Origin of the sequence: Paenibacillus hodogayensis (assembly GCF_039536325.1) — a bacterium.
Lineage (GTDB): Bacteria > Bacillota > Bacilli > Paenibacillales > NBRC-103111 > Paenibacillus_AB > Paenibacillus_AB hodogayensis.
The window spans coordinates 862,151-885,645 of the sequence record NZ_BAAAYO010000006.1 but is presented as its reverse complement, the minus strand read 5'-3'; the positions used below and the strand labels follow the sequence as shown (position 1 = coordinate 885,645).

Genomic DNA, 23,495 nt, shown 5'->3' with positions numbered 1-23,495 from the left:
TTGGCTATGATGGCCTTGCAGCACAAGCTTGGGAGTAACTCTTCGGATGTTGCTTGTTCAGGGCTATCTTATCATCGGCCGCAAGTCGAAAACAATCTGAGTTTTTGAATATGGATAGCATAAATTGAATATGGGGAAAGAGGAGGGGAATCGAATTCACCAAATACGTCCCTATGTGCTGGACGACGCAATCCTGACCAACCTTCCGCTGCGGCTGTACAAGATCGGGATCAGCAAACAGAAGAAAATTATCCGGCTCGAAGGGTTCCCGGTGCCGCATTTGTTTATTAACCGATCCGGAGGCGGCCGGTTTCAAAATTTGCACACCGGCAAGGAGTGGACGCTTGGGGATAACGAGGCTTGCATTTTGCCGGCGCATGTACCCCACACGTACTATCCGCATCCCGATACGGTATGGATGCACGGGTTTATCACGATGACGGGACCGGCTATCGGCAGCCTGCTGGACATGATGAAGGTGCCGCTTATGGAAACGATCCCGCTAAGATCGACGAAAACGATCTGGGTGCTGTTTGACAACATGTATCAGCTTGTGCGGCAAAACGCGCCCGAGCACGAATGGAGCGTCTCCGTGCTGCTTTACGAGCTGCTGCTGGAGGTTCTGAAGCAGTCCGCGCTTCGAACGGACAGGGAAGCTCCCGGCGAGGCGAAGAACGGCGCTGCCGCCGTCCGGATGGCGGCCAAGATGATCCGCGAGCATTATGCGGAACCGATCCTGCTGGCCGAATGCGCGCAAAGCTTGGGCTACACGGTGCAGCATTTGAACCGGCTCTTCAGGCAAGCTTACGGAATGACGATGCATAAATATTTGGAAGATTTTCGTTTTGAAAAGTCGCTTCATCTGCTCGGTCTCGATATGAGCATCCAGGACACGGCTTCCGCGCTGGGAATGGAAGCCAATTATTTTATCCGCGCCTTCAAACGTATTCACGGAATGACGCCGGGCGAATACAAAGCGCGCCAAGCGGCTGAATAGGGGGCTGCACCGGACTGACTTTGCCGTAATAATGGAGTCCGCGAGCCCGCGAAGGGCGGTCGCACCGACCGCTCTTTTGGCGTTGTCCGGATACGCGTTATTTTGCTGTTTGAATGAGCCGATCGGAGGGTAATAGGCTGAGGTCTCTTCCAACTTTGGGGCGAAGGACGGATGTGCGGCCTCTTGCTCCGGCATTAAACTGGATGGGAAGGAGGAGAGCCTATGACGATCGCGGTGGAATGGATGGAACCGTATATGTTGAAAAATAGTTTGCGCGCATCGGCTATCCTCGATTTGATTTTATGTCCGGAATCTTGGCTGCGCTACTACAGTCTGGAACCTCGCAGGCCCGACGGCAGTACGCTCGCGACCGTGGATAACGGCGCGGGGGACGTCATGTTCATACTGTTTGCCCGGCAGGGAGTTTTGGTAAAAGGCTTCGATCATGAATCTCTCTTGAGCCCGCATGCCGGGGACGCATACCGGGTATGGCCGGGCATTTACGATGAAGTGCCGGCCGCGCTGTTCGGCCTGCTGGACGACGAAGCGCTCGAACGGGACGAGGTTACCTTTTGCCTGTGGCGGGAACAAGGGGCTTCCGTCTGGAGCAAGGGCGAAGTGCGTCTGCCGGACGGCGCCGACGACGGCTCCGGCTTCTTGCTGGGCACCGTTCGGCAAACCCCGGACGCTTATGCGAAATGGGCGGAAAGCTACTATGAAATGCCGGTTTCCCTGGAGGCCGTCCGACAAGTGTACGCCGGGGCTCCTGTGACGGAGGCTCTTATTCACGCTCTTCACCCTGCGAGGCATGCGGAGGAAGCGCTGCGGGAACTCGAGACAATCGAAAGGTGGACAAGTCATGAGAATGCCTAGCGACAACGAGCTTGCGATGCTGCTCGAAGGGGACGCGGAACGGCTGAAGACGTTCGGGCAGGAGCACGGCTCCGTACTGAAACGATACGGCGTTAACGATGCGCAGGATTTGCTGACCGGAGACAAGCAGGAGGACGGCAACCAAATTCGCGATCTGTTCGCCGCCGTGTTCGGCGTCATCGTGGACTGGCGGGAAGAAGACGAAGAGATCGTTCTTCTGATCGGCCGCAATCTTCCGGACGAAACCGTCCAGGCCGCCGCAACCGACGAAGGGCTCGATGTCACCTATAACGGAGAGCTGCATCGAATCCCGCTAAGCTTTTCCCAGAAGGACCGTTATATGACGATTCGCGGCATGAACGGGCTGATTCGGGACAAATACGAGCTTCGTCTGTTCGAGGCGTCGTATTTCTCCGATACGCACGAGCTGCTGGTGCTGCCCAACGCGAAATGGAAGTCGCTGGAGGAGCGTTATCCGGAGCAGATCAAGGAAATGTTTCGCACGATCGACGCGGAGCTGGATTTTCCGTAACCGGTGGGCAGAACCGCGAGAACTACATACCGATTTCGAGAAAGAGGAGCGAGCGAGATGGCCTTTGAGTTCGAGGATTTATCCGAAGCCGCCGAAGTAGGAGATTTCAAGCAAGTCAAGAAGATACTGAATGCTAACCCCGAACTGATCAAGGGGAAAGACGAGTACGAATTTTCCATCCTGCACGGCGCGGTCATGACGGAAAATGTCAAGATGATCGACTACTTGATCGACCAAGGGGCCGAGGTGAACGCCCGCAACGACGAGGGAATCACCCCGCTGCATCTGGCCCTTGATCCACAAGTGGCGGCCCGGCTGCTGGATCGCGGTGCGCTTATCGACGCCGCATCCGACGACGGCAGCACTCCGCTGCACACGCAGGTGTCCGACGGCGAGGAGCGCTTGGACGTGGTCGAGCTGCTGCTGACCCGAGGCGCGAACCGTGAAGCAAAAAACCGCAAGGGACACACCCCGCTCGAGATCGCCTTGCAGCGCGAGGATGAAGAGATGGCCGCTCAACTGCGTAAATAAAAATCCCGCTTCCCGCCCCATGTGCAACCTTTCCGGATATCTTGGCGTCCATAAAGCTAGCTGGAAAAAAATGACGAAGGGATGTGCGGGGATGTCGGGAAACGGTAGCAGCAGCCTGCTCCTCAGTTGGCTCGCTGTCGCTTGCTTGCTCGCCTGCAGCGCATGCGGCGGGGCGTCCGCAGCGGGGAATGCGGGCCAGCAGTCGGACGGGCAGAAGCAGACGGTATTGCAGCCTTCAGAGGGAAAGGCGGCCCGGGAGCTGCCGTCGTCGGACAGAGCGGCGATGAAGGAGCTTTCGCTGCCGGCGGAAGGGCAGACGGATAAGATCGACCTTGCCGAGATCAACGGCAAGCTGCTCCGGCATGTGGAGGACTTGAAGGAGAAGCATTCCGTTCAGGTGCTCGCCTTCGGTACGGGCAAGGATCATATGATGATGACCGTGCGCCGATACGGCGATGTCGACAAGCCGATCGCGGTGCAGGAGCTGAAGGAAGTTCGCCAGTCGCTGTACGAGTATGCCGGCGGGCCGTTTCCGATCGAGCTGTCGGTCCGGGCGTGCTGCGAATCTACGGCCGATGTGGCCGGCACGATTCGGAAGGTCGAGAGCGACCGGGTGCTCGTGGTCGATGCCAGTCGGACGAACGGCAATACGAAGGATCCCGTGGCGGTATGGATTACGCTGAGCGAGGACGGCAAAGTCGTCCGTGGCGGCGACCGTCCCGAGACGGTGTCGTTCGAAAGCCTTACGGTCGGTATGAGAGTGCAGGCTTGGTCGACGGGACTTACGTTGCAGTCATATCCCGGGCAAAGCAGCGTCGTCAAGATCGAGATTGTCGGGGAATGATGAGGTCGGGGGCAAAAAGCCGGATGGCGCGCAAGGATAGCGCGCTTCCGGCTTTTTGTGCTGCTGCGGCTTGCTTCCGCAGGCCGCGCAGGCCCTTGCCATATTGGACCTCGTTGAGCGTACGGCTGGACGGGATATGCGCTCTCGGCTTCGAATAGTCCCCAATTCCGGTATGAACTCCTCAAGCGGCGAGCGTCCCGAACAGGCAGCCGGCAATCAGGCGAGAAAAGCCATCTCCGACTCTTCCACTTCCCCTTCCATGCGCCCGCCGTTTTTCCAAAGCTCGACCTCATTGACGGCGAATTGACCGAGCCGGTACATGCCGTTCGTAACCGAACCGGCGATATGCGACGTCAGGGTGCAGTTCCGCAAGCTGCGGAACGGATGATCCGCTACAGGCGGCTCCGGATCGGTCACGTCGATGCAGGCGGACAGGCGCTCCTGTCTCAGCTCCGCTATGAGCGCTTCCTCGTCGATAATCGAGCCGCGCGCGGTATTGATCAGGATGGCGTTATCTTTCATCAGAGCGAGCCGCTCTCGATTGATCATTTTATAGGTGGACGGCAGTGACGGCGCATGGATGGAAACGACGTCGGCGAGGCCGAGCAATTGCTCCAGCTCCACCTTCGAGGCGCCGATCGCTTTCGCCTGCTCCGCCGTAACAAGCGGATCGGCCAGCAGAACGGTGACGTCGAAGTTTTGCAGCAGCTTGATGTAATGCTGACCGGCCTTGCCTGCACCGATAACCCCGACGGTGATGTCGTATAGCTCGCGGACCCGCTGCTTCTCCTCGGCCCAGCCGCCTTCTTCCGTTTCCCGGGATATTTTCCACATGTTCTTCAGACTGGCGATCGTCAGACCGAGGGCAGTTTCCGCCACGCCCTTCCCGAGCGGACCGTTGCCGCTCGATACGCGTATGCCCCGGCTCCACAGCTCTGGCGATACGATCGGCTTGACGGTCCCGGCCGCGTGGATAACCGCTTTCAAATGCGGAGCGGCATCAAGAATATCTCCACTCAGACTAGGGGTGCCCCATGTCGTAATCGCGATGTCGGCGTTGGCAATCGTGCCGCGAATCGCCTCGGGGTCGTTCGTTCCGCTTCCGTTGCATACGACTTCGCCCCATTGCTTCAATTGAGTCAGATGCTTGTCGTTCAAAACCCGTTGCCGCGCGCTGTCGGGCGGCAGAATGGCGATCTTTAGCGTCATCGTGTTCAGCCTCGTTCCATCAAGTTTTATCTGCTGTATACTGATGTATTTTGTTCATTCCAGTTTAGTACTGAAAATAAAGATTGGGAATGAATAGTCTTGGTTGTAGAACAAATGTAACTCACAACAGATGTAAAAAGCATAAAATCTAACGACAAATCTGTCAATATTATTTTATGTAGTGTAAATATCGCATAAAAGTACAGTAATCTGCTGTACTTTTTCATGTGTATTCCATTAAGATAGAGTTACCGCCGCGGCGGGGACGGTTGTTCGAATGCGTTCCGTATCGAGTACAGCCTGGGCACCATTCCTGGAATGGGCGGTTAGAAAGGTTCGACGAATAGCGTTACCGTAACGAATAGAGGTACAATGACAAGTAGCGATATGAAGGAATTGAGGCTGAATCGGCGATGACAACACGACCGACCGGTAAACCGTACCGGCTTGACGATCTGATTGCCCTGCTGAGGGAAGACATTGTCGTACACGGCAAATACGCGCCAGGCGATTATTTGCCTTCCGAGCTGGCTCTCGTCAAGCAGTTCGGCTTGAGCAACAAAACGGTCCGCAAAGGGCTCGAACAACTGATGAACGCAGGACTGATCGAGAAAATACCGCGGGTCGGGAGCATTGTCACCCATGCGGCGAAGCGCCCCGTGTCTACGTTGGTGCTCGGATCAATGCATTCGCTGGATCGGGACATGAGGCTGCCTGGGCTGATCGAGCAGTTCGAAAAGCTGCACCCGGATATTCGCGTCGAGGTCGTCAATCTGGCGCACGGCGAACATGGCGGCACCATGGAGTCGCATTTGAATGCCGGACTTGTAGACGCAGCGATGATCAACGATGAGATATTTTGGGGAATGACAGAGAGCGGCCGCGAGCTGCCGTTCGAGCCTTTGTCCCCGCCGGACGGGACATATCCGTTTCTGAACGACATGTTTGCCTGCTCGGGAACGCAGCTTGCGCTGCCGGTCATTTTCTCGCCGGTCGTGCTGGCTTACAATAAGGACCATTTCCGCGAAGCGGGCGTGCAGGAGCCGGACGGCAGTTGGACATGGGCCGATGCGATCGAGTGCGCCTCCCGCCTCGCCGTTCCGGGCCAGCGGTACGGGCTGTGCTTTTATCCGCTGTCCAACAACCGGTGGCCCGTATTTCCGCTGCAGAGCGGCAGCGGCTTTCAGAGAGACGGGGAAGGTAAAATCCGGCTGCAAGGCACGAAGCTGCTGGAAAATATCCGGCTGTACAAGTCGATTGTCCGCGACCGCGACATGTTCCCCGATTATATGGCGGAGTCGAGCCGCGATTTTGTCCACTTATTCGGCCGGGGCCAAGCTTCGATGATTATTAGCACCTATATGCTGTTGAACGAATTTGCCAAGGAAGGGCCGTCTTACGACATTTCCCCCGTCCCGTTCAACGGCGAGCCACGGACGCTGCTGACGTCGATCGGCATTGCGGTCAACCGGCTGTCGCGCAACAAACCGGCCGCTCGGACGTTGGCCGAATTTCTCGTTTCCGAATCGGCCCAGCGCTTCATTCGCGAACGGTCGCTCAGCATACCGGCCATGAAGCGGGTGGCGGACGGCCCTGCGGAGGACGAGGCCGGGCTGAACCGGCCCGCCCGGTTTCATTTGTACCGCAACATCGTGCCCGGCTATCGCCGTCATCGCGATTTGGGGCTTGCGCCGAAGTCGTTTTACGCGCTGCGCGAGCTTCTGAAGCAGTACGTGGCCGATCTGATCGACGAGCATGCATTATGCGCCCAACTGGACCAAGGCGTTGACGGAAACGCGCGGAAGGAAGGAGCCCCATGAGCGGAAAGACGAGCCAAAGGCTGTTTCGCTTCCGCCTGGAGCGGATGATCGAGCAGCTGCGGGACGATATCGCGAGCGGAAGACTGCTGCCCGGAGACTATTTGCCATCCGAAACGGATTTGGCCGGGCAGTTCGGAATGAGCAACAAATCGGTTCGCCAAGGGCTTGACCTGCTGGTCGAAGAAGAGCTGATTCGCAAAATTCCCCGCGTCGGCAATCAAGTAACGGAGAGCGCCGCGACAAGAGCGGAGGCGACGATTACGCTCGGAATTCGCGGCGATCTGGAGCGCGATATGGCTTTATCGGGACTGCTGGACGACTTTAGGATGCAATACCCCGATATCCGGGTAAATACGATTACCGTTCCGCGAAGCCTGCACGCCTTCATGAAGGAATTTATGGAGGCCGGGCTGGTGGATTTGTTTATTGCCGACCACGCCTTTTTTCAGGAAATGGCCGAATATCGGCTGCTGCACACGCTGGAGCCGCTGAGCGTCGCGCCCGGCACGTATCGTTTTTTGCAGGAAAGCTTCGCGTCCGAAGACGTATTGTACGGACAACCGCTGTTTTTTTCCCCGCTCGTGCTCTGCTACAACAAGGCGCATTTTCGCGAATCGGGGCTGCCGGAGCCGGACAGCGGCTGGACCTGGGACGTTTGCCTGGACTATGCCCGGAAATTGACGAGAAAGGGAGAGCGGCACGGCTTTGTGTTCTATGAGCTTTCGTCCGACCGCTGGCCGGTATTTTTGCTGCAAAGCGGCTCCGCTTTCGAGAGGGATCGCAGCGGAGTATGCGATATAGCGGGAACTCCTCTGCTGGATAGCGTCAGGTTGTATCGGAGGATCATTCAGGACCCGGACAGCTTCCTCCAGGTGTTGTCGGAGAGCGACGACGATACCGGACAGCTGTTCGAGAAGGGCAAGGTGTCGATGATCCTGGCCGGCTACAGCAGCATGAACGCATGGAAGTATTCCGATCTGGACTACGCCATATCCCCGCTGCCCTATATGCGCGAGCCGCGGACGTTGACGATCGCTTACGGGGCATGTATCCGCAAAAGCTCGGCGAATAAGCGCGAGGCGCGTCTGCTTGTCGAGTTCCTGGGCTCCGAAGCGGCTCAAATGCGAATACGTCGCGAAACGCTGAGTCTGCCTTCGTTGAAGCCGGCGGCTGAGGGAGTTGTCCGGGAGGATTTAAACCGGCCCTCGCAGTTCGATCTGTTCCGGGACATTTTGCCGTCGCTTCGGCTTCACCGCGACTTGAATCTGACGACGGCGGGCCGCGGGATATTGTGGGGATGGCTCAAGTTATACGGATCGCAGTTGATCGACGAGGAGACGTTGTGCCGGCTCGTCCGAGAACGGATGGGCGAGCATGTCCGCGAGTGAGAAAACACGCTTTCCATCCATGTTGACGAATAATTCAACGTCGGTCATACTGACGGTAAGAGGAGGAACAGAACTATGAGCGAATTCGGCGAACTGCTCCGCAGCCTGCGAAAACAGCATAAAATTACCCAAAGGCAGCTTGCCGCGCTGGTCGGCATCGATTTTACGTACATAAGCAAAATAGAAAGCGGCACGATGGACCCGCCCGCCGAGGATAAAATTATACGCATCGCCGAGGTGCTGCAGGTGGAGCCCGAGCAGTTGATCCTGAAGGCCAAAAAAGTGCCTGCCACGTTTCACAAGCTGATCACGGAAAACAGCGACGTTCCGCTGTTTCTCCGCAAAGCGTCCAAGCTGTCGCCCTCCCAGTGGGAGGAGATTAAGGAAATTTTGCAGCGCGAGGAGGAAGGGGATGCGGAATGAGCCGATCCAACGTCGGTTACATCGCCCGTGAGCAGATGGAGCGGATCACGGAACGGATTTTATCCGATTACGGATTCGAGCCGGACGACAAGCAGGTACGCCCCGTGCCGATCGAAGAAATCGTGGAGTTCCATTACGATCTGCAAATCGCATGGGAAACGATCGATCAGCTCGACAGCGACGGGGTGGTCATGGCGGCGATTTTTCCCGACCGCAAGCTGATTATTTTGAATGAATCGCAGCGCCGCTTGTTCGAGGAGAAGATCGGTACGTATCATTTCACGCTGGCTCATGAGTTGGGCCACTGGGTGCTTCATGCTGCGGACGGCGCCATGCTGCGCAGCGTCGCGCCCGCGGCGGCCTCGCCCTATTATTGCCGCAGCCTGTCGCATAAGCCGGCCGAGGAAATACAGGCGGATTTGTTTGCCGGCTGCTTGCTGATGCCCCGGGCGATGATGGAACGCGCCGTGCGGCAGTTGAGCATGCTTGGCCGCTTCCGGCTCCACCATCTGTACCGGCTGGCGGAATGTTTGAAAGTTTCAGTTTCCGCCGTCTCGGTCCGGCTGGAGCAGCTTGGTCATATCCGCATGGGCTCCGACGGACGGATCGGCCGGCCGGACAAGGAGAAAGCGGCCTGTCATGAGCAGCTGACGCTGGATTTGTAGCCTCCGCCAGCCGGATGAAAAGAGTTTGTAAAGCCGCCGCCGTAATGGACCATGCCGCGGCTCTTTGTGCTACAATCAGAAAATGAAACAGTCGCACGCCGCCCGGCTGCGGCTCGATTACGTGCTGATCAACGAGCCGCTGCGCCGGCGGGGGGCCGTCTCCTCGATTGTGCACGACGACGCTATGGAACAACTATCGGACCATTATCCCGTTCGATGCGGCTGGTCGGAGTAGCGCTTGGAACGAAGCGTAAACGAATCGGGGGCAAAGTTAAGAATTTGCCGCGGTTTGTGGTATACTGGTAGTAGAGTTGAAGCTTTCGATTTGGGGAGGAAGCGTCATGAATGCTACGGAGGTTACGCTCGTTCAGCTGTCTCGCACCGGCGATTCCGCTGCTTTTATGGAACTGATTCACAGGTATCGGGATAAGCTTCACATGCTTGCTTACCGGATGCTGCATAACCAGCACGATTCGGAAGACATCGTGCAGGAGACGTTCGTGCGGGTCTATTTGAACCTGAACCAATACGATGAGAAGCAGCAGTTCTCGACGTGGATTTACCGGATCGGCAAAAACCTGTGCATCGATTTGCTGCGCAAAAAGAAAGATGTCCATTCCCTCGATACCGGATTCAACAACGACCAGGAGCGGACGTTCTACGATAAGCTGAAGAGCGACGAGATCAGCCCGGAGAGCCGCGTTCTGTCCAATGAGTTTCAAGATCAGCTGCGCAAAGTGATCGACAAAATGTCCGAGAAATACCGGACGATCGTAACCTTGTACTACCTGAACGAGTTGACGCTGGAGGAGATCAGCGAGCAGCTCGGCTTGCCGGTAACGACGGTGAAGACGCGGCTGTATCGCGGTCGGGAGCAGCTGCGCAAGAAGTGGGGCGTCACCGCCGCCGTCGGGCTGACGATGGTGTTGTTCAGCATGCTGTTCCAGATGAACTTGGATGGCGGCATGGTCAAGGCGTGAAGCGAGGCTGTTTAAAAGCGAGATCCGCATGGAAAAAGGCAAGCTCCCGGGCATGGAAATAGCCTCGGGGCTTGCCTTATTTGTCATCGGCGGGGAGAGGCCGCAGGTGCGGCGCCGCCTCTTTACAATACTTTCGTCGTCCACGACTCGCAGTTCCACACTTCCGTCGCGACGTCGCGGTAAAATTCCGGTTCGTGGGAGATGAGCAGAATCGTGCCCTTATACGCTTGCAGCGCCCGTTTCAGCTCGTCCTTGGCGTCCTGGTCGAGATGGTTTGTCGGCTCGTCGAGCACGAGCAGGTTCGTCTCTTTGTTGATCAGCTTGCACAGGCGGACTTTCGCCTTCTCGCCGCCGCTCAGCACTTCGATCCGGCTTTCGATATGTTTAGTCGTCAACCCGCATTTGGCAAGCGCGGCCCGCACCTCGAACTGGGATAGAGACGGGAATTCGTTCCACACCTCTTCGATGCACGTATTGCCGCTAGAGGAGCCCTTCATCTCCTGCTCGAAATAGCCGATGTACAAATATTCGCCGCGCTCCACCGAGCCGCCGAGCGTCGCAATTTCCCCCAGCACGCTGCGCAGCAGCGTCGTCTTGCCGATGCCGTTGGCGCCGACGAGAGCGATCTTCTGGCCGCGTTCGACCCGCAGATCGAGCGGGCGGGACAGCGGCTCGTCGTAGCCGATAACAAGCTGCTTCGTCTCCACGACAAGCTTGCCGGACGCTCTCGCGTCCTTGAAGCGAAATTCAGGCTTCGGCTTCTCCCGAGCCAGCTCGATAACGTCCATCTTGTCCAGCTTCTTCTGCCTCGACATCGCCATATTGCGCGTGGAGACGCGCGCCTTGTTGCGGGCGACGAAATCTTTCAGATCGGCGATTTCCTGCTGCTGCTTCTTAAAGGCAGATTCAAGTTGAAGCTTCTTCGCCTCGTGCTGCTGCTCGAACACGTCGTAGTCGCCAACGTACCGGTTCAGCTCCTGATTCTCCATATGATAGATCAGGTTGATCACGCTGTTGAGGAACGGGATATCGTGGGAGATCAAGATAAAGGCATTCTCATAGTCGTTCAAATACCGCTTCAGCCATTCGATATGCTGCTCGTCCAAATAGTTCGTCGGCTCGTCCAACAGCAGTATATCCGGCTTCTCCAGCAGCAGCTTGGCCAGCAGCACCTTGGTCCGCTGTCCGCCGCTCAAGTCGTGGACGTCGCGATCCAGACCGATATCTTCCAGCCCGAGCCCGCGGGCGATTTCCTCGACCTTGGCGTCGATCAGGTAGAAGTCGTGATTCGTTAGCGCATCCTGAATCGTGCCGACGTCCTCAAGCATTTTTTCCAACTGCTCCGGCGTCGCCTCGCCCATCTTCTCGTACATGCCGTTCATTTCCGCTTCCATCTCGAACAAATAAGCGAAGGCCGTTTTCAGCACGTCGCGGATCGTCTGTCCTTTTTGCAGCACGGCATGCTGATCCAGATAGCCGACGCGAACCCGCTTCGACCATTCAACCTTGCCCTGATCCGGCTGCAGCTTGCCGGTAATAATATTCATGAACGTCGATTTGCCTTCGCCGTTCGCTCCGATCAGTCCGATATGCTCGCCCTTCAGCAGCCGGAACGATACGTCCTGGAAGATAGCGCGGTCGCCGAAGCCATGACTCAAGTTTTTAACCGTTAGTATACTCATTGCGCACCCTTTTCATCTGTTCTGCTTTTATTATAGTCGGAGCCGGGGCGAAAACACAACGGGGGACGCCAAACAAAAACGCCGGCACAAGGCCGGCGCGGAGAAGCGTCGCGTACGTTCGTCCGTACTGTTTAAATGGAATCGTCCTCGTCTTCAGCCGCCGGAGCTTCCGAGGCAATCTGCGGCTCGAATTCCATGTTATAGTCGTCCAAGGCGGATTTGGTCAAATAGTCGGCGTCGAGAAAGTGAGCCAAATACCGGTTGCCGAACAAAAGATCGTATTGCAGCTCCCGATACTGGTCGAGGGCCGGCTTGGCGGCCTCCGGCGCGGTGGCGTACATATTTTGCTCCGCGTCGACGACCAGGTTGGACAACAGTCCGGGATATTGCTTGAACAGATCGAGCGTGAATGCGAAGTTGGCGGGCAGCTCCATATCCAGCTTATCGAGAATGTAGCCCCCCAGGAACGAGTTGCTGATCGTCGGCACTTGCTCCTGCGGCAGGTCGAAGTTCGACCAGACGACGAACGGGACGCTGCGCATTTTCTTCAGCTCCTCCAACGACCAAGTGCCTTTCCCGATAAAGCCTGCCTGCTTGTATACGTCATAATCGAAGCCGAGCATCGGCAAATGGTCGCCGTAGAACACGATCACTGTCGGTTGGTCGGATTGCTCAAAATGATCGATGAGCAATTGCAGGCTTTGGTCGGCGTCGCGCGCTCCGTGCGTGTACGTTTCCAGAATGCCGGCCGCCTCCGGGGTCAGGTTGCCGTCCACGCGGATCGCGTTTTCGCCGTAACGGCTGTCGTCGTAAGCTCCGTGGTTTTGCATCGTCACCGCATAGATGAACATCGGCCGCTCTGATTCCTCTACGGCGCTTATTATGCTCCGCGACACCTCGTCATCGGAAATGAAATTGCCTTTGTATTCCGGATTGTCGAATTTGTCTTTGCTTTTGAAGCTTTCAAAGCCGAAATTTTTGTACACGTTGTCGCGGTTCCAGAACCAGCCGTCGTACGAATGGATGCCCATGCTTTTGTAGCCTTTGCTCTCGAAATAGCTGGCCAGACTCGGCACCGGCTGGTTGACGTACTGCTGGTAAGGAACCGAGCCGCTCGGCAGGAAGCTCATCGAATTGCCGGTCAACACCTCGAACTCTACGTTGCTTGTGCCGCCCCCGAATTGCGGAGATAGCAGGTAGCCGGACGTCGATTCCTGCTGCAGCCGGTGTACGGTCGGAATCGGGTCTTCGCTGAACGATACGTCCGGCAGCAGCGTGGGGTCCCAGAACGCTTCGTTCATGATGAAAATGACGTTCGGCTGCCGACTGTCTTCTGCGGATACGGTTTTGAACGCCGGGACGCTCTGTTTGTCGGTGATGTACTGCGCGACCGTAGCGATGGACGCCTCCCCGTAGCCGGGCGGCTTTTTAATAATCGCATTCTGGATATTCAGCGTAAAAGCCAGCCCAAAGCCGTTGTTCCCGTAATTCTCCTGCTGGTTCCAGACGATTTCGCTGACGCCCGCCCGGTCGAACAGCCGCTCCGCAGCCGGCGAACGCCCAGCCATGCCGTACAAGCAGACCACGGCCAGAACGCCGAGCCCCAGGCGCGTCAATATGGGCAGACGGAAGCGAGGAACGATCAGGCGCAGCAAGAACAGGCCGAGCACGATGGCTGCGACGATGGCGACCCGGGTAAGCACGGCACTTCCAGATACGAGCGGTATAATATTGGTGCCTTCTTTTTTCAAGAGAATGTCCCAGGGAAAGAAAGGCTCACCGATCATTTTCGTTTTGAAATAGCTAATCAGGGCGGCGGTGAACATGAGCAGCGCCGTCACGCCTGCGGATGGAACGAGCGAGCCCAGCAAACAATAGAGAAACAGAAAAACAAAACTATACAGCAAAGCATTGATGGCGAACAGGGCCGGATTCGCCCCGATCCACATCCAAGCGTCCGTAAAAGTCCCTCGCCCGATGGTCTCTACGCCGAATGCAAGCAAGACGGGGAACAGAAGCAAGGTGGACGCCGTAACCGCAACGGTTCGTTTTCGCGTTTTCGTCAGCCGGTACATGATGCGTCTTCGCAATAAAAAAGCGCTATGCATGCGGATTCATTATCTCCTCTCCTTCAATGTTCGATTCGTATGCATGTTATTGTAAGATCCGTACCTTAATATAACCTTAATATATCCATATATTACCTCGCAAAAATAAAATAAACCCGCTCTGGGAGCGGGTTCTTGGGCTTGTTTTGTTCATATTTCGTTCATATGTAGAAGAGGGATCCGGGTGTGCCGCGATCGAAATTTTCATAAAGCCCACAGCTGCAGCCCAAAATGTTTCAGAGTTTTCGGGCTTGAGCTTCAGGCATGGCACCTCATAGCCTGAGGCTTAAGGCGCGGGTTCTATCAGCCTGGATGCCCGGAAATGATCGCCTGCAGCTGTCTGGCTGTATCGTACACCGCTTGGAGCGGATCTTTGCCGTAAATGCCGATCTCGGCCGTCAGCGTATCCGCGTAACCGATTTCCCTCAAGGCGGCTACAACCTCGGGCCAGTTTACGTCGCCGGCCATCAGGGGAACGAAGCCGCTGTGGTTGCCCGCCGCCGTCTTGAAATCTTTCACATGCACTTTCACGATGCGGCTGCCCAGAATGCGAATCCACTGCTCCGGGAATCCGTACAGCAAAATATTACCCACATCGAAGTAAACCCCGAGGTTCGGAGAATTCAAATCGTCCACATACCGTTTCATTTCAAGCGGAGAGAGCAAAAATTTGTTCCATACGTTCTCGATGCCGATCTTCACGCCGCGCCGTTCTGCTACGGGAATGAGCTTCTCCAACTCCCGGCTGCTATTCTCGTAGCAGACGTCGTAGGAGCTATGCGGTCCAACGCTTCCCGGAACGACAAGCACGGAGTCTGCGCCGATCCGTTCGGCAAGCTCCAACTGCTTTCGGACAATGGCTCCGCCCTGCTCGCGAACTTCGGCATCCGGGGAGGAAAGCGGGTGTTTCCACAACAGTCCGGTGGAGAGGCTGCGCAGCTGCAGGCCGTGTTCGCCTGCGAGCTTGGCGATGGCGTCGGCTTCGGCCGGCGTCGTGTCGACGGTGAAGCCTGCCGGCGCTCCTGCCGGATATAAATTTAGCTCCACGGCGTCGTAGCCGGCTTTTTGACTGATGGCGAACACTTGGGACAAGGGCGTTCCTTCGGGAAAGCACCACTGGTTTACGCTTTTGAGCACAGCTTTCAAGCCTCCTTAAAAGGTTTTCTCGATTTTGATGAAAGGTGGCCTTAACCGACCGATACCGCGGATTTCCGTTCCGCCGCTTCGTTAAAAGCCAGCGTCGCTTCCAGCGTCGCCGCCGCCTCGTCGAACCCGCCCAGCACCAGATCCTGGCGTCCGGCAAGAATCGCCTGTAGGAAGGCGCGGTCCTGCTCCAGATAAAAGTCGGTTTCGCAGCTTTCCGTGCGATTGCCTTCCGCGTCGTGGATCGTCAGCGATTTGCCGTTAATGCACAGATAGTAGTCCGGTCCGTAAATTTCCAGCTCCCCGTGGCCTTTGTGCGGCGATACGCAAGAGTTGACGACCGACCCGATCGCGCCGGAGCGCATCGTGAACGAGACGATGCCCACGTCCGGGATGGTGGCGTCCGGATCGAGCTGCCGGATGCTGCGCTGCGCGTAGAGGGATTGCACTTCGGCGAACTCGCCGGTCAGGTAGCGGACCAGATCGACCTGATGCGTCGTCTGTTCGACCATTTGGCCGCCGGACTTGTCCTGCTGCGCCCACCATTTCATCGGAGGCAGGCCGCCGATTCGGTAAGCGAGTACTAGATTGATCGTTTTGTCCTGCAAGTAGGCTTTCGCCTTTTGAACCGTTTCCAAATAACGCAGGCAGTAGCCCGAGGAATGGATAATGCCGGAATCGGCAATCGTTTTGCCTACCCGCCGTACGGTTTCCCGGTCGAGTCCGACAGGCTTCTCGGCCAGCAGGTGAATGCCTTTGGATGCCGCCAGCTCCTCGATTTCGCCTCTGGCGAACGGAGGCGTACAAACGAACAGCGCGTCGACCTTCCCCGAGTCGATCAGCGCTTGGGCGCTTTCGAACGCATTTGCTCCGTACGTGCCAGCCACCTGTGCGGCGCGCTCGCCGTTGACGTCATAGATAGCGGTCAGCTCGGCCTCTTCGATCTTTTGCAGCGTTTTGATATGATGCTCGGCCATGCCGCCGACACCGATAAAACCGATTTTGACTTTATTCATGGCGGATTCCTCCCTTATGTATCGTTACACGAACAACAATAGTGGAAATGAACGGAAAAGTATTTATCGAAATGAAGCCGGAATTTACGCAAAAAGTAAAAGGTGGGTATAGCGGATCACAAAGGGGAGGGCAAGAGCAGCGAAGCGCCGAAGCGGTTAGCGGCGGCGCGGCGGGTGTCCGGAAGGGGAGCGAAGAAGCAGGAGATGGCAAATGAAAAGGCAAGAGAAAAACAGTAGGAGAAGGGAGAGTAAGTGGAGACAAGGAGAGCGGAAAGGGTAAAGTGGAAAAAACGGAATAATAATCAGAGAAAAAGAAGGGGCGCGATTCTATGACCGTGCACCCCTTCGCCCACAATGGAGAACGGACTCAACCCTCGTCTACGGCTTGGCTGTCTCGGCCGTGCAGCGCCTGATGTCGTTTGCGCCATAACGAGGGAGAGGCGCCCTCGGCGCACTTGAACCATTGGGAGAACGAGTGGAGGCGGTGAAAGCCGACCTGCTCGGCGATTTCATTCAAGTCTTTGTCGGTCGCGCTGAGCAGCCATTTGGCTTCCTGCATCCGGCATTGCTGCTGGTACTGCTTCGGGCTGACCCTGTACATTTTCTCGAACGTCCGGCGGAAGCCGGCGACGGTCAGGCCGGTCAATTCGGCCAGATCGGCCATCTGCACGCTTTCCCGCAAGTTCTCGCGCAGATAGTCGGCAGCCTTCGTAATCGTCATCGCCTGCAAATCCGTCTGGGCGTGCTCCAGCAAATACAGCACCAGCAGCTCGGCCCATACGGCCTGCGTGCGCTCCCACAGCTTTAACGGGGAGGCGTGCGTACGCAGCCATTCGCGAAACAGCTTCTCGAAGCGGTCGCGGTCGAGGCGGGACAGCGCATAAATGCGCGGCTGCCGGCTGTCCTGCACCAGCTTGTCGGCCGCCTCCTGAAGCGACGGAGGCATGTCCTGCAAATGCAGCACGCCAAAGCGCACCTTCGTGACGGCGGCGAACCGGTGGCTGATGCCGGGCGGAATGACGACGATATGACCGGCTTCCACGAAAGCCTTCCGTTCCGGCCATTCGAACAGCCCGCGGCCTTCGACGACGAATTCGATTTCGAGCGTCGTATTCTGATGAAAGCCGTCATCGTACCAATCCTCATTGAACGAGCTGATCGAGCCCCGTATAAAAAAGTCCGGTTGTCGCATGCTGGTTCCTCCGACGAGTTCTTGGAAATTTAACCGTTGCGCTGCCGTTCGATCCGCTCCGCCAGCTCGTTCAGGTACGTCCAGCGCTCCAGCAGCAATTCGAGCGCCTCTTCTAGCTCCCGGTGTCTGGCCGTGTGCCGCATCAGCTCCTCGTAGTCGGTGCCGCTGCCGGCAATCGCCTCCGCCGCTTCCTGCAGCGCCTGCTCCGCCTCGGCAATCCGGTCGTCGATTTCCTCGAACTCCTTTTGTTCCTTATACGAGAACTTCAGCGGCTTATCCTTGGAAGGGCTGGCCTGAGACGTCTCCGTCGCCGCGCGCTCCGTCTTATCCTTGCCGGTAAGCGCGGCTGCCTGCTCTTCCTTCAGCCGATCGCGGTATTCCGTGAAATTGCCCTCATGGCGGGACAGGATGCCGTTGCCTTCCGCCACAAGCAGCGAATCGATCGTCCGGTCGAGAAAGTAACGGTCATGGGACACGACCAGGACGGCGCCCTGAAACCGCTCCAGATAGTCCTCCAGCACGCCGAGCGTCTGAATGTCCAAGTCGTTCGTCGGCTCGTCCAGCAGCAGCACGTTCGGCCCTTCCATCAGAATGCGCAGCAGGAACAACCGCCGCTTCTCGCCGCCGGATAGGCTCGCGATCGGCGTCCATTGCGCCGAAGGGGGAAACAGGAAGCGCTCGAGCATCTGCGAGGCGCTAATCAGCTCCCCGTCCGACGTTCGCACCTGTTCGGAGGCGTTGCGAATATATTCGATCACCCGCAGAGACTCGTCGAGCTCTTCGTTCTCCTGGGAAAATACGCCGATTTTCACCGTCGATCCGATGTCCACCGTACCGGAGTCCGGCGCGAGCGAGCCTGCGATCAGCTTCAGAAGCGTCGACTTGCCCGCCCCGTTCGGTCCGACGATACCGATCCGGTCGTCGCGCTGCACGATGAGGCTGAACGAACGGATAATGTCGCGCTCCCCGTAACGTTTGGAGACGCCTTCCAGCTCGATCACCTTTTTGCCCAAGCGAGCGCCGGAGAGGGCGATGTCCATATCTTTGGCTGCGCCTTCGGGAGCGGCGTCCTGCAGCTTCTCGAAGCGCTCGATCCGCGCCTTCTGCTTCGTCGATCGCGCCTTCGCCCCGCGGCGAATCCAAGCCAGCTCGCGCCGCAGCAGGTTTTGCCGCTTCTCCTCGGAGGCTTGCTGCTGCGACAGCCGCTCGGCCTTTTGCTCCAAATACAGGTTGTAGCTGCCCGCATAGCCGTAAAGACTGCCGCGGTCGAGCTCCAGGATACGGTCGGCGACCCGGTCGAGGAAATACCGGTCATGGGTGATCATCAACAGGGCGCATTTCGATTTGGACAAATGCTGCTCCAGCCAATCGACCGTATCGGTATCGATATGGTTGGTCGGTTCGTCCAGGATGAGCAGATCGGCCTGCCGGATCAGCGCTCCTGCCAATGCCACCCGCTTGCGCCGGCCGCCGGACAGGGTGCCCATAAGGTCGTCGTAACGGTCGATGCCGAGCTTGTTCAGAATGCGCTTTGCCTCGTTCTCGACCTGCCAGGCATCGGCCGCGTCCATCCGCGCGTTCAGCTCCAGCAGCCGCTTCTGCAGCTCCGGGCTGTCCTCGCCGCGCTCCAGCCGGTCGAGGGCGCTCTCGTAATCGCGCAGCAGCCGCATAAGCGGCGAATTGCCGCTGAAAATATAGCCGAGCACTGTTGCCTCGTCGTCGATCGCCGGATTTTGCGGCAAATATTCGATCGTGGCTCCGTTGCGGATGGAGATCGTTCCGGCGTCCGGCTGCTCCGCTCCGGCTATCACTTTCAACAGCGTCGATTTGCCTGTGCCGTTGACGCCAATCAATCCGATTTTCTCGCCTTCGCTTATGCCGAAGGACACTTGCTCGAACAGCTGCTTCATGCCGAAGCTTTTGCTCAATCGTTCCGCAGTCAGTAGGTTCATTGTTTTTTCGCTTTCCTTGGCTGATGGTTTTGTACAGTCAAGCATAGCATATTTTGCCGGGGAACTGAACGTTTAAGCGGAGACGACTTGAAAGCGTTTTGCACGATGCATTGACGGCCGACGGCGAGGCGTGATATCGTTAGCTCCGATAGAGCTTGTACGGACAAGGCAATGCAAGAACCCAAATGGAGCTGAGCAGCATGAATCGATTGCACACCTATGCGCCACACGTCTATTATTTCTTTTTCTTTGCCGCAGCCGCTTCGTATGCTCCGTTTTTGGCGTTTTGGCTAAGAGAAGCCGGATTGACGAGCCAGCAGATCGGCATTCTGTACGCCATCGGGCCGCTGGTCGCGCTGGTGGTGCAGCCGATCTGGGGGCTGTTATGCGACAAGCACGGCATCGAAAAAGCCGTGCTGATGATTTGCAGCCTCATGACGCCGGCCATCGCCTTCGGCTACTCGACCGGGGGCGGCTTTGCGCTGTATGCCGCTACGGCGGTAGCGATCGCGATATTCAACTCGCCGATGATTCCGTTATCCGACGCCATCGCCGTGGCGCATGCGCAGAAATACAGGCAGACGTACGGCGCTTCGCGGATGTGGGGCTCCATCGGGTACGCCGTGCTCGTGTCGCCGATCGGCATCATGTATTCGCATATTGGGATTCGGCACATGTTTGTGTTTTACATGGTGATGATGGTAGTCGTCTTTGCGATTACGCTCGTACTGGAGAAAGGCGGGGGCGTGCGAAAGGCGGCTTCGTGGAGCGATATCGGCAAGCTGCTGCAAAACAAGGAATTTCGGATGTTTCTGCTCCTCGTGCTGCTCGTGGCGAGCGGAACGCAATGCTTTAGCGTGTTTTTCTCGGTCTATGTCGGCTCGACCGGCGGCAACGTATCGGAGAAGATCGGCTGGCTGACCGCCGTGTCCGCCTTGTCGGAGCTGCCTTTTTTCATTCTGGCGGCACGCTTCTCGGAGCGATTCGGCTACCGCCGGATGCTGGCGCTCGGGGCGTTCGCGGCGGCGCTCAGGATGTGCATCGTTTCATTCGATCCCCCTATGGGACTGCTGCTCGCCAGCCAGATGCTCCAGGGGATCACCTTCGCGCTGTTCTATGCGGCCGGCGTGCAGTGCGCCAACGATCTCTGCCCCGAAGGCTGGAAAACGACGGCGCAGACGTTGTTCAGCATGGTCTATACGAGCCTCGCAGTGCTGATCGCCAGCAACGTCGGCGGCTGGCTGATCGACCACGCCGGCTTCAGCATCATGTACCGCACCGCCGCCGTCTTATGCTTCGCTGGAGGCGTCGGGTTTATCGCGATGCGCGGACTCGGCCGGGGAGGCACGGTGTCGAGGTCTTGATAATGTAATCTAATATGACATGAAATCAAATAAACCATTCAAAACCCTCTTTTTGTGTTATGATATATAACATAATAAGGGGGTGTTTTGATGTTGGTCGGACTTCGTGTTATAAAAACCGTCATTGCAATTGCGATCAGCATATCGATCGCCCGCCTGATGCACCTGGAGCCGAGTCACTTCGCCGGCATCATCTCGATGCTTGCCGTACAGCCGTCGGTGTACCGGTCGCTGAAGCATACGCTGGCGCATCTGGCCAGCGCCTTATGCTCGGTGCTGCTCGGGATCGGCGCTGCGCTGCTGTTCGGCAACTACTCGATCGTCATCGCCGGCGTTTCCTTGCTCGTCATGGCGCTTCACGTCCGCTTGCGCAAGACGGCGTCGCTCACGCTCGCGGTCATCGTGGCGGTCAATACGATCGGCACCTCGAGCGAGCTGCACGGCAACGCCGCTTACCATCAGTTCATGCTGGTCATTATCGGCATGGTCGTCGGAACGTTGGTTAATCTGATCCGCAAGCCGGTTCATCGGGAGCGGGAGGAAGTGCTGCTGATGAAATCGGAAAGCATGCTCCGGACGCTGCTGTACTACATCCAGCACGATTTGATGTGCAGCCGGATGACGCCATATAAGCCGCAAATGCGCATGCAGATCGAAGAAGTGCGGACGTACATCGAATCCGGCAAGGAAATATCCGGATTGATTCGCGAAGACCGCTGGTTGAATAACAAGGGGGCTTTGGAACCGGGCGATCTGTTCCGCACGTACGAGACGATGCTGGAGCGGATACGCGATCTGGTCAAGGCGCTGCAGAAAGCGGATCTTTCGAGCGGGGAACGGCAGAGGCTGATTCGCGCGATCGGTTTGACCGTTAGGCTGCAGGAGAGGGTTATGCAAGGGCGGAGAGTGCACGACAAGCTAATGCTGAAGGCGCTTCGGCCGGAGCTGCTGCAGTCGGACGGCGACGCATCTCCGTACGGTCTGTTTCCTTACTACCAGGCTTACGAAGCGCTGACCGAATACGTGGAGGAGTTTTCCGGCGTTACCCAGACGTTTTTGTTCGTGTCGTCGCGGTCGATCGTAGACGGTCGTCAAGCGTTTTTTCAGCTATAGGATCGGAGCTTTGGGAACATCCCGTCCGACAAAAAAAGTCTTCATGCCGCTTGTTGCGGTCATGAAGACTTTTTTGCACACTCACCGGGTTGGCGGGCTGTCCTGCGTACTGGACCGGTCGGCATAGCGGCGAAGCTGACCGGGAAAGCATTCCTTTGGCCGGACATAGCGGGACCGGCCCATTGCGACTTTATTTGCCGACCGCCTGGCGCAAGGCCGCGTTGATCGGCTCCATATCGACCGTCCCGGCGGGAGCGTCGCTCAGCTTGTACTTCGTCTTGAGTGTCAGAATGCGGTATACTCTGCGGTCGATCGCCTCCACGGCAATCTGTCCGCTCTCCACCGCCTGCTTCAACGCGCCGAGCGCCAGCTTGGCGTTCGCGTATTCATGGGCGACCAGCACGATATCCGCTCCGGCGCGGACCGAACGGACCGCCGCTTGGCCGAGGTCGTAATGCTTTACGATGGCGCCCATCGTCATATCGTCGGTAATGACGACTCCTTCGAAACCCATCTCCGTGCGCAGCACGTCGGCGATGACTTTGGCCGACATGGAGGACGGGAATTCCGTATCGAGCTGCGGCAGCAAAATGTGCGCGATCATTACCGCGTCCGCTTTCGCCTCGATCGCTTTTGCGAACGGGACGAGCTCCAGCTTGCGCAGCTGCTCGAGCGTCTTGTTGACGACCGGCAGCTCCAAGTGCGAGTCAACGGACGTGTCGCCATGGCCGGGAAAATGCTTCACCACCGGAACGACCTGCCCGGCTTGCAGCCCGGACATTTCGGCGATACCGAACGAGCTGACGACCGCTGCGGTCGGGCCGAACGAACGGCTGCCGATTACCGGATTGTTCGGATTGCTGTCGATATCGAGCACCGGTGCGAAGTCGACGTTAAAGCCGAGCGCGCGTACCCCGGCTCCTATGGCCTCGCCGATGGCGCGGGCTTTTTCGCTGTCGCCGGATTTGGCGATCTCCCGGCTGGACGGCACGGGCACGAACGACGGCGGCATCCGGTCCACCTTGCCGCCCTCCTGATCGACGCTTAGAAGCAGCGGAGCCGGGTTTGCCTTGTTGGCGTCCTTCAGGGCGTTCAACAAAGCGACCGTCTGCTCGACCGTTTCGATGTTTGGTTTATACAAAATAAATCCGCCCACGGCATCCTCGGCGATCAGTCGTTTTGCCTGCTCGTCGATCTTCGTGCCGTCGATTCCGGCGATGATCATCTGCCCGAGCTTCTGGTCGAGCGTCATCGAACGGATCGTATCCTTGACCGGATCGGAGGGAGGGGCAGGGGGCTTGGACGGCTGGGCCGGAGCACTTCCTGTCCCGCCCGAGTCATTGGGCGGGTTTGTCGGCTGGTCCGGGGCGCCGGGGTTCGCTCCCGCTCCGGCTTGGCCGGTCTGGCCGCCGTTTGCTTGAGGGCCTCCCGTCGGCCCTTCGCCGGACTTGCCCGAGCAGGCGGCTCCGAAGGCGGCGCAAATCAGCAAAACGAGTGCAATACGTACAGTTCGCATGGAAGTTTGTTCCTTTCCGGTTCCGATTCCTTATGCAATATGCCCAACGCTGCCGGGCTGAATACCGACGATTGTAAATGAGAACAATTATCAATATAATGAGAATGAGTATCAATTGTTATTTTGATATTGTTTTCGGTAAGAAAG

The 23,495-nt window shown here is 57.4% G+C and carries 21 protein-coding genes; 13 read left to right on the top strand and 8 right to left on the bottom strand.

All coding sequences use genetic code 11. From position 1 onward, the window contains the following. The first annotated feature begins 130 nt into the window (after window positions 1–130). The 5 genes from ABD796_RS15055 to ABD796_RS15035 all read left to right on the top strand — a co-directional run bounded on the left by ABD796_RS15055 (window position 131) and on the right by ABD796_RS15035 (window position 3,777). Window positions 131–997 (top strand): helix-turn-helix domain-containing protein, encoded by an 867-nt coding sequence (locus tag ABD796_RS15055; RefSeq protein ID WP_344908969.1) that lies wholly within the window; start codon window positions 131–133, stop codon window positions 995–997. A 222-nt stretch (window positions 998–1,219) separates the two neighbouring features. Continuing rightward, complete coding sequence (locus ABD796_RS15050; protein WP_344908921.1) at window positions 1,220–1,870, top strand: hypothetical protein; 651 nt, start codon at window positions 1,220–1,222, stop codon at window positions 1,868–1,870. Then, entirely contained in the window at window positions 1,857–2,402 is a 546-nt protein-coding gene (locus tag ABD796_RS15045) for a hypothetical protein (protein WP_344908920.1), read from the top strand. Before ABD796_RS15050 ends, ABD796_RS15045 begins: the two co-directional genes overlap by 14 nt. Before the next feature lie 57 nt (window positions 2,403–2,459). Continuing rightward, window positions 2,460–2,933: an ankyrin repeat domain-containing protein gene (locus ABD796_RS15040; protein ID WP_344908919.1), complete on the top strand. Its 474-nt coding sequence runs from the start codon at window positions 2,460–2,462 to the stop codon at window positions 2,931–2,933. A 91-nt stretch (window positions 2,934–3,024) separates the two neighbouring features. After that, window positions 3,025–3,777: a DUF3221 domain-containing protein gene (locus ABD796_RS15035; protein ID WP_344908918.1), complete on the top strand. Its 753-nt coding sequence runs from the start codon at window positions 3,025–3,027 to the stop codon at window positions 3,775–3,777. A 216-nt stretch (window positions 3,778–3,993) separates the two neighbouring features. On the opposite strand, the gene ABD796_RS15030 is transcribed toward ABD796_RS15035, so the two are convergent. Continuing rightward, entirely contained in the window at window positions 3,994–4,986 is a 993-nt protein-coding gene (locus ABD796_RS15030) for a hydroxyacid dehydrogenase (protein ID WP_344908917.1), read from the bottom strand. Window positions 4,987–5,399: 413 nt separating this feature from the next. Between ABD796_RS15030 and ABD796_RS15025 the strand changes: the two genes are divergently transcribed. The 6 genes from ABD796_RS15025 to sigW all read left to right on the top strand — a co-directional run bounded on the left by ABD796_RS15025 (window position 5,400) and on the right by sigW (window position 10,262). Next, on the top strand, window positions 5,400–6,806 hold the full coding sequence (locus ABD796_RS15025; protein WP_344908916.1) for an extracellular solute-binding protein: 1,407 nt from the start codon (window positions 5,400–5,402) through the stop codon (window positions 6,804–6,806). Continuing rightward, complete coding sequence (locus ABD796_RS15020; protein ID WP_344908915.1) at window positions 6,803–8,194, top strand: extracellular solute-binding protein; 1,392 nt, start codon at window positions 6,803–6,805, stop codon at window positions 8,192–8,194. The genes ABD796_RS15025 and ABD796_RS15020 overlap by 4 nt, the downstream gene beginning before the upstream one ends. A 75-nt stretch (window positions 8,195–8,269) precedes the next feature. Then, the gene (locus tag ABD796_RS15015) at window positions 8,270–8,617 is read left to right on the top strand and encodes a helix-turn-helix domain-containing protein (RefSeq protein WP_344908914.1); all 348 of its coding nucleotides are present in this window, start codon (window positions 8,270–8,272) and stop codon (window positions 8,615–8,617) included. Then, entirely contained in the window at window positions 8,614–9,282 is a 669-nt protein-coding gene (locus tag ABD796_RS15010) for an ImmA/IrrE family metallo-endopeptidase (protein ID WP_344908913.1), read from the top strand. The genes ABD796_RS15015 and ABD796_RS15010 overlap by 4 nt, the downstream gene beginning before the upstream one ends. Before the next feature lie 82 nt (window positions 9,283–9,364). Beyond that, on the top strand, window positions 9,365–9,517 hold the full coding sequence (locus ABD796_RS15005; protein ID WP_344908912.1) for a hypothetical protein: 153 nt from the start codon (window positions 9,365–9,367) through the stop codon (window positions 9,515–9,517). A gap of 106 nt (window positions 9,518–9,623) precedes the next feature. After that, window positions 9,624–10,262: an RNA polymerase sigma factor SigW gene (sigW, locus tag ABD796_RS15000; protein WP_344908911.1), complete on the top strand. Its 639-nt coding sequence runs from the start codon at window positions 9,624–9,626 to the stop codon at window positions 10,260–10,262. Window positions 10,263–10,384: 122 nt separating this feature from the next. Here the strand turns inward: sigW and ABD796_RS14995 are convergent, their stop codons facing one another. The 6 genes from ABD796_RS14995 to ABD796_RS14970 all read right to left on the bottom strand — a co-directional run bounded on the left by ABD796_RS14995 (window position 10,385) and on the right by ABD796_RS14970 (window position 19,355). Continuing rightward, entirely contained in the window at window positions 10,385–11,944 is a 1,560-nt protein-coding gene (locus ABD796_RS14995; protein ID WP_344908910.1) for an ABC-F family ATP-binding cassette domain-containing protein, read from the bottom strand. Between the two features lie 131 nt (window positions 11,945–12,075). Further along, window positions 12,076–14,052, bottom strand: coding sequence for an LTA synthase family protein (locus ABD796_RS14990; protein WP_344908909.1), 1,977 nt, complete (start codon window positions 14,050–14,052; stop codon window positions 12,076–12,078). Window positions 14,053–14,355: 303 nt separating this feature from the next. Beyond that, on the bottom strand, window positions 14,356–15,189 hold the full coding sequence (locus ABD796_RS14985) for a sugar phosphate isomerase/epimerase family protein (protein WP_344908908.1): 834 nt from the start codon (window positions 15,187–15,189) through the stop codon (window positions 14,356–14,358). A 50-nt stretch (window positions 15,190–15,239) separates the two neighbouring features. Continuing rightward, a complete protein-coding gene (locus ABD796_RS14980; RefSeq protein WP_344908907.1) occupies window positions 15,240–16,211 on the bottom strand; it encodes a Gfo/Idh/MocA family protein in 972 nt (323 codons plus the stop codon). Between the two features lie 367 nt (window positions 16,212–16,578). Next, window positions 16,579–17,403 (bottom strand): helix-turn-helix domain-containing protein, encoded by an 825-nt coding sequence (locus tag ABD796_RS14975; protein WP_344908906.1) that lies wholly within the window; start codon window positions 17,401–17,403, stop codon window positions 16,579–16,581. A gap of 29 nt (window positions 17,404–17,432) precedes the next feature. Continuing rightward, complete coding sequence (locus ABD796_RS14970) at window positions 17,433–19,355, bottom strand: ABC-F family ATP-binding cassette domain-containing protein (protein WP_344908905.1); 1,923 nt, start codon at window positions 19,353–19,355, stop codon at window positions 17,433–17,435. A 200-nt stretch (window positions 19,356–19,555) separates the two neighbouring features. Between ABD796_RS14970 and ABD796_RS14965 the strand changes: the two genes are divergently transcribed. Both ABD796_RS14965 and ABD796_RS14960 read left to right on the top strand, forming a co-directional pair. Then, complete coding sequence (locus tag ABD796_RS14965; RefSeq protein ID WP_344908904.1) at window positions 19,556–20,719, top strand: MFS transporter; 1,164 nt, start codon at window positions 19,556–19,558, stop codon at window positions 20,717–20,719. Between the two features lie 90 nt (window positions 20,720–20,809). Further along, a complete protein-coding gene (locus tag ABD796_RS14960; protein ID WP_344908903.1) occupies window positions 20,810–21,832 on the top strand; it encodes an aromatic acid exporter family protein in 1,023 nt (340 codons plus the stop codon). A 190-nt stretch (window positions 21,833–22,022) separates the two neighbouring features. Here ABD796_RS14960 and nagZ read toward each other — a convergent pair whose 3' ends face one another. Further along, window positions 22,023–23,348: a beta-N-acetylhexosaminidase gene (gene nagZ / locus ABD796_RS14955; protein ID WP_344908902.1), complete on the bottom strand. Its 1,326-nt coding sequence runs from the start codon at window positions 23,346–23,348 to the stop codon at window positions 22,023–22,025. Window positions 23,349–23,495: the final 147 nt, after the last annotated feature.

Excerpts from the sequence above, each read along its gene's own strand:
- ABD796_RS15055 (WP_344908969.1), top strand. The coding sequence starts at position 131 with ATGGGGAAAGAGGAGGGGAATCGAATTCACCAAATACGTCCCTATGTG.
- ABD796_RS15050 (WP_344908921.1), top strand. The coding sequence starts at position 1,220 with ATGACGATCGCGGTGGAATGGATGGAACCGTATATGTTGAAAAATAGT.
- ABD796_RS15045 (WP_344908920.1), top strand. The coding sequence starts at position 1,857 with ATGAGAATGCCTAGCGACAACGAGCTTGCGATGCTGCTCGAAGGGGAC.
- ABD796_RS15040 (WP_344908919.1), top strand. The coding sequence starts at position 2,460 with ATGGCCTTTGAGTTCGAGGATTTATCCGAAGCCGCCGAAGTAGGAGAT.
- ABD796_RS15035 (WP_344908918.1), top strand. The coding sequence starts at position 3,025 with ATGTCGGGAAACGGTAGCAGCAGCCTGCTCCTCAGTTGGCTCGCTGTC.
- ABD796_RS15030 (WP_344908917.1), bottom strand. The coding sequence starts at position 4,986 with ATGACGCTAAAGATCGCCATTCTGCCGCCCGACAGCGCGCGGCAACGG.
- ABD796_RS15025 (WP_344908916.1), top strand. The coding sequence starts at position 5,400 with ATGACAACACGACCGACCGGTAAACCGTACCGGCTTGACGATCTGATT.
- ABD796_RS15020 (WP_344908915.1), top strand. The coding sequence starts at position 6,803 with ATGAGCGGAAAGACGAGCCAAAGGCTGTTTCGCTTCCGCCTGGAGCGG.
- ABD796_RS15015 (WP_344908914.1), top strand. The coding sequence starts at position 8,270 with ATGAGCGAATTCGGCGAACTGCTCCGCAGCCTGCGAAAACAGCATAAA.
- ABD796_RS15010 (WP_344908913.1), top strand. The coding sequence starts at position 8,614 with ATGAGCCGATCCAACGTCGGTTACATCGCCCGTGAGCAGATGGAGCGG.
- ABD796_RS15005 (WP_344908912.1), top strand. The coding sequence starts at position 9,365 with ATGAAACAGTCGCACGCCGCCCGGCTGCGGCTCGATTACGTGCTGATC.
- sigW (WP_344908911.1), top strand. The coding sequence starts at position 9,624 with ATGAATGCTACGGAGGTTACGCTCGTTCAGCTGTCTCGCACCGGCGAT.
- ABD796_RS14995 (WP_344908910.1), bottom strand. The coding sequence starts at position 11,944 with ATGAGTATACTAACGGTTAAAAACTTGAGTCATGGCTTCGGCGACCGC.
- ABD796_RS14990 (WP_344908909.1), bottom strand. The coding sequence starts at position 14,052 with ATGCATAGCGCTTTTTTATTGCGAAGACGCATCATGTACCGGCTGACG.
- ABD796_RS14980 (WP_344908907.1), bottom strand. The coding sequence starts at position 16,211 with ATGAATAAAGTCAAAATCGGTTTTATCGGTGTCGGCGGCATGGCCGAG.
- ABD796_RS14975 (WP_344908906.1), bottom strand. The coding sequence starts at position 17,403 with ATGCGACAACCGGACTTTTTTATACGGGGCTCGATCAGCTCGTTCAAT.
- ABD796_RS14970 (WP_344908905.1), bottom strand. The coding sequence starts at position 19,355 with ATGAACCTACTGACTGCGGAACGATTGAGCAAAAGCTTCGGCATGAAG.
- ABD796_RS14965 (WP_344908904.1), top strand. The coding sequence starts at position 19,556 with ATGAATCGATTGCACACCTATGCGCCACACGTCTATTATTTCTTTTTC.
- ABD796_RS14960 (WP_344908903.1), top strand. The coding sequence starts at position 20,810 with ATGTTGGTCGGACTTCGTGTTATAAAAACCGTCATTGCAATTGCGATC.
- nagZ (WP_344908902.1), bottom strand. The coding sequence starts at position 23,348 with ATGCGAACTGTACGTATTGCACTCGTTTTGCTGATTTGCGCCGCCTTC.